Origin of the sequence: Pseudolysinimonas sp., assembly GCF_044239695.1 — a bacterium.
In the GTDB taxonomy this organism is placed as follows: domain Bacteria; phylum Actinomycetota; class Actinomycetes; order Actinomycetales; family Microbacteriaceae; genus Pseudolysinimonas_A.
On the sequence record NZ_JBIIAW010000165.1, the window covers coordinates 1 to 4,236 of the forward strand.

At 69.2% G+C, this 4,236-nt stretch carries 7 protein-coding genes; 4 read left to right on the forward strand and 3 right to left on the reverse strand.

Annotation, left to right across the window (positions count from 1 at the left end; genetic code table 11):
• The 3 genes from ACILQS_RS15740 to ACILQS_RS15750 all read left to right on the forward strand — a co-directional run.
• Window positions 1-666 (forward strand): hypothetical protein (locus ACILQS_RS15740; RefSeq protein ID WP_395641071.1); only part of this gene is annotated, 666 nt, incomplete at its 5' end.
• Window positions 663-1,628 carry an S-methyl-5-thioribose-1-phosphate isomerase gene (gene mtnA, locus ACILQS_RS15745; RefSeq protein WP_395641072.1) on the forward strand — a complete coding sequence of 322 codons (966 nt, stop codon included), beginning with the start codon at window positions 663-665 and terminating at the stop codon, window positions 1,626-1,628. The genes ACILQS_RS15740 and mtnA, both read left to right, overlap by 4 nt.
• Window positions 1,625-2,725: a RuBisCO large subunit C-terminal-like domain-containing protein gene (locus ACILQS_RS15750; RefSeq protein WP_395641073.1), complete on the forward strand. Its 1,101-nt coding sequence runs from the start codon at window positions 1,625-1,627 to the stop codon at window positions 2,723-2,725. Before mtnA ends, ACILQS_RS15750 begins: the two co-directional genes overlap by 4 nt.
• Here the strand turns inward: ACILQS_RS15750 and ACILQS_RS15755 are convergent.
• Genes ACILQS_RS15755 through ACILQS_RS15765 form a run of 3 tightly spaced genes read right to left on the reverse strand, consistent with a single transcriptional unit; the run spans window position 2,722 to window position 3,769 of the window.
• The gene (locus ACILQS_RS15755) at window positions 2,722-3,171 is read right to left on the reverse strand and encodes a cupin domain-containing protein (RefSeq protein ID WP_395641074.1); all 450 of its coding nucleotides are present in this window, start codon (window positions 3,169-3,171) and stop codon (window positions 2,722-2,724) included. The two genes, ACILQS_RS15750 and ACILQS_RS15755, sit on opposite strands and share 4 nt — an antisense overlap.
• A 16-nt stretch (window positions 3,172-3,187) precedes the next feature.
• Window positions 3,188-3,460 (reverse strand): DUF4031 domain-containing protein, encoded by a 273-nt coding sequence (locus tag ACILQS_RS15760; protein ID WP_395641075.1) that lies wholly within the window; start codon window positions 3,458-3,460, stop codon window positions 3,188-3,190.
• 18 nt (window positions 3,461-3,478) lie between these two features.
• Window positions 3,479-3,769: a hypothetical protein gene (locus ACILQS_RS15765; protein WP_395641076.1), complete on the reverse strand. Its 291-nt coding sequence runs from the start codon at window positions 3,767-3,769 to the stop codon at window positions 3,479-3,481.
• Between the two features lie 64 nt (window positions 3,770-3,833).
• Here ACILQS_RS15765 and ACILQS_RS15770 point away from each other — a divergent pair.
• A partial coding sequence (locus ACILQS_RS15770) for a hypothetical protein (protein ID WP_395641077.1) occupies window positions 3,834-4,236 on the forward strand: 403 nt, incomplete at its 3' end.

The window sequence follows — 4,236 nt, forward strand, 5'->3', positions numbered from 1 at the left end:
ACCGAGGACCTCGTCTTCACCCAGCCCTACATCGACCACCCCGACAACGGCTGGCACCCCGAGATCGACGCCGAGGTGCTGTCGCTTCGCGAAGGTGGGCTGATCGACGAGATCGGCGTGCTCAAGTACCACTTCACGACGCACGCCGAGGCGCTCATCCACGGCGACCTGCACACCGGCTCGGTGTTCGTGCCCTCCGGCGAGTCCGACGTCGCCGCGAAGATCTTCGACATCGAGTTCTCGTTCTACGGCCCCGTCGCCTTCGACCTCGGCGCCTTCTTCGGCAACGTGATCATCGCGCAGGCTCGCGCCGCCGTGCTCGACCGCCCGGCCGAGTTTCGCGACTGGCTCGACGGGCTCGTCGGCGAGGCCTGGGACGCCTTCGACGCGGAGTTCCGCCGCCTCTGGCCGACCCGCACCGACACGCTCTACAGCGACATCGTGCGCGACCGCTACCTGCGCTACACCTTCGAGGACGCGATCGGATACGGCGGCGCCAAGGCGATCCGCCGTATCGTCGGCCTCGCCAAGGCCTCCGACATCGAGACCCTCGACCGCGCGGACTACACGGTTGCCGCTACCGCCGTGCTGAAGACCGCGCGTGCCTGGGTGGAGGGGCGCACCGGCTTCGGCTCTGCCGCCGACCTTCCGCGGCCCCTGCGATGAGCGACCTGCCCCCCTCGATCGAGTGGACCGGGGATGCCGTGCGCATCATCGACCAGCGCCGCATTCCCGCGGCCCTCGAGCTGCGATCGCTCACCACGGTTGACGAGGTGATCGACGCGATCTCGACCCTCGCCGTGCGCGGCGCGAACGTCATCGGCAGCGCGGGCGCGCTCGGGCTCGCACTCGGAGTGCGTGCGGGGCTCGACCCCCGCGAGACGGCAGACCGGCTCATCGCCGCGCGGCCGACCGCCGTGAACCTGCGGGTCGCGGTCGAACGCGCGCTGGCCGCATCCGATCCGCTCGTCGAGGCGCTGCGGCTCATCGAGGCGGATCGCGACGAGACGCACCGCATCGGCGAGTTCGGGCGAGCAGAGCTGCGGGACGCCCGCCGCATCCTGACCCACTGCAACACCGGCAAGCTCGCGACCACCGGCTGGGGCACCGGCCTCGGCATCATCTACGCCAAGCACGAGGCGGGGGAGCCGGTCACCGTCATCGCGACGGAGACGCGCCCGCTGCGGCAGGGAGCGCGCCTCACCGCCTGGGAGCTCTCGCGATCCGGTGTCGACGTCGAGCTCATCGTCGACGCCGCTGCGGCCGCCGCTCTCGCGACCGGCACCATCGATGCCGTCATCGTCGGTGCGGACCGCATCGCCGCCAACGGCGACACCGCCAACAAGATCGGCACGCGCGCCCTCGCCATCGCGGCTTTCCACGAGGGCGTGCCCTTCTACGTCGCGGCGACGCTCAACGCGATCGACGCGGGCACCCCCGACGGCTCCGCGATCGAGATCGAGCTGCGCAGCGGGGACGAGGTGCGCGAGGGCGTCGCCGACGACATCCGTGTCTGGAACCCCGCTTTCGACGTCACCCCGGCGAAGTTCATCACCGGGATCATCACCGAGGCGGGCATCCTTCGCCCGCCCTTCGCACCAGCAATCACAGAGGCACTCACCGCATGACCGTCATCACCGCCGTCTTCGAGATCCGCGACGCCGAGCCCGAGCGCCGCGCGCTCGAGATCGCCGTCGAGCAGAGCCACGAGCTGCCAACCGCCGTCGCGCCGCAGGAGTCGCTGCACTCGCTCGCCCATGTCGCCTCCGTTGTCACCCGTGAGGACGGGGTTGCGGTTGCGACGATCGAGTTTCCCACCGAGCTGGCGGGCGGCGAGCTGACGCAGCTGCTGATTCTGCTCATCGGCAACGTGTCGCTGCAGAACGGAGTGCGACTCATCGACTTCGCCATCGATGGCGGGCTCGCCCAGGCAATCGGGGGCGGACCCCGGCTCGGCACCGCGGGAATCCGCCGTCGCGTCGCGGCACACGGCCGCCCGCTGCTGGCCACGGCGCTCAAGCCCGTGGGGCTGCCCACCGCGGCTCTCGCCACGATGGCCTACGACCTTGCCGCCGGCGGCATCGACCTCATCAAGGACGACCAGGGCCTCGGCAACCAGATCTGGTCGCCGTTCGCCGAGCGGGTCTCTGCGGTCGCTGAGGCTGTCGCGAAGGCGAACGCCGACCACGGCACGTCAGCCGTCTACCTTCCGGCGATCGCCGGACCGGGCGACGTCTTCGTCGAGCGGGTTCAGCAAGCGGTCGACCTTGGAGCAGACGGTGCACTGCTCATGCCGGGCATCTCCGGCTTCGACCGCATCGCCGAGGCGGGCCGAATCCTCGGCGACGACCGCATCATCTACTCGCACCCGTCGTTCCTCGGCGGCTTCACCGCCTCCGACGAGCACGGCATCTCGCCCGAGGTGCTCTTCGGCCTCATCACCCGCCTTGCGGGCGCGGATGCCGTCATCTTTCCCAGCTACGGTGGCCGCTTCAGTCTCACCCCCGAGCAGTGCGCCGGCGTGGCTGCGAATGCCGCCCGCGACTTCGCGGGCCTCACGCCGATCCTGCCGTCTCCGGGCGGTGGCATGTCGATCGACCGGGTGCCGGAGCTCGTGGCGCACTACGGCTCCGACGTGCTGCTGCTGATCGGCGCCGACCTGCACCGCGGGGGCAACCTGCGGGCGGCCGCCGAGCGGTTCCGCGAGGCGGCCGAGAGCGCCTAGTAGCGAATGAAGTCGCGGATCGCCGGGGTCTCGTTGAACAGGGCGATCTGGGCGGCATCCGGTTTCACCGGGCGGTCGCGGTCGACCGTGACGCTGCAGAGAAAGCCGAGGGGCTCCGTCTCGGTCGAGCGGAACTGGTGCCAGCCCCAGCTGGGCACGAAGATCACATCGTTGAGGGCGAGCTCGACGACCTGATCGCCGATGAGCGCACTGCCCGCGCCGCGGATCGGGATGACGACGTGCGTGTGCTCGTGGTGCTCGAGGGTCGTGTGGCCGCCCGGTGCCACCTCGAAGTAGCGAAGGGACACACCCTGGCCGTGCTCGGCGTCGGCGAGCACCTGGCGGTTGACGCCCTTGAAGCTGCCGTCGTTCTCCTTGTAGTCAAGAACGTCGACGCCCTGCCAGCGGAAGGGCTCGGACTGCTCGAGGCGGGGGACTGTGCTCACCCGTCAAGGCTACGCGTCAGAGACCGCGCTTTTCCTTCTGTGTCACCCGGAGTCCGCTGCGCTGCAGGCGCTCCACCAGCTCGCGCACACCGACCGGCTGCGCGCCGAGGGCTATGAGCTCGTCGCGCTTGTGCGCCGGGTAGTCGTAGTGGTCGCGGTCGAAGCCGCGGCGCGGCATGCCGGCGGCCTCGGCGAAGGCGTGCAGCTCGTCGAGCGACTCGTCACTGACGAGGTGGCCCCAGAGGGTGTTGTGCGCCGGCCAGATCGGCTGGTCGATCAACACGGACATGAGGCCGAGTCTAAATCGCTACGCGACACCCTGCGCGACGAGCACTCCGTCGACGTAGGCGTAGACCGGCTGCGGGCGAAACCCGGCGAAGAAGACCTCGCGGTGCTTGTCGATCTGCACGTGGTGCACCTCGGTCGTGCCGACCGGAAACTGCCAGCTCGAGACGAGGTTGACGCCGAACATCTGGGTCGTGCTCACGACGCTGTTGCCGTCGACCGCGATGGTCAGGCCGCCCCAGAACTTGTCAAAGCTGAAGAAGACGGTGTGCTTCTCCTCGACGCCGACCTCGAATGTCATCTGCATAGCCATGGCTTGATCGTAGAGGAAAACTCAAGGGTGGCGACGTCGGGTGTGCCGCTGCAATAGTGGGCGCATGGGCAGCACCCGCCACAAGCTGGAGAAGGCACTCGCCGAGCAGGCGCTCGTGCGCATCAGCAGAGACCTGATGTACGCCGACACAGAGACCTGCATCGTCGTCGCGATCGGCGCCAAGTGGGCTCTGGTGCGTTCCGTCGTCGATGGCGGCTACCTCGACGGCTTCAGCGCCCTCAGGATTCGCGACATCACTGCGGTCAAGAAAGACAGGTCGTTCGCGGTCACGGCGCTCCGTCTGCTGCCCGGGTGGCCGATCCTGCCGCTCGGCTCGTCTCTCGACCTGGACTCCCTCGTCGGACTGGTGCAGTCGGTCGGCGCCGAGGGGCGCCTGTTCGGCCTGGAGAAGGAGCGCCAGCGTCGAGCCCTGTGGATCGGCACGCTCGACGAGGTCGACGCGAAGT

Bases quoted from the DNA above. Each gene is read 5' to 3' on its own strand.
- mtnA (WP_395641072.1), top strand. From the start codon at position 663: ATGAGCGACCTGCCCCCCTCGATCGAGTGGACCGGGGATGCCGTGCGC.
- ACILQS_RS15750 (WP_395641073.1), top strand. From the start codon at position 1,625: ATGACCGTCATCACCGCCGTCTTCGAGATCCGCGACGCCGAGCCCGAG.
- ACILQS_RS15760 (WP_395641075.1), bottom strand. From the start codon at position 3,460: ATGTCCGTGTTGATCGACCAGCCGATCTGGCCGGCGCACAACACCCTC.
- ACILQS_RS15765 (WP_395641076.1), bottom strand. From the start codon at position 3,769: ATGGCTATGCAGATGACATTCGAGGTCGGCGTCGAGGAGAAGCACACC.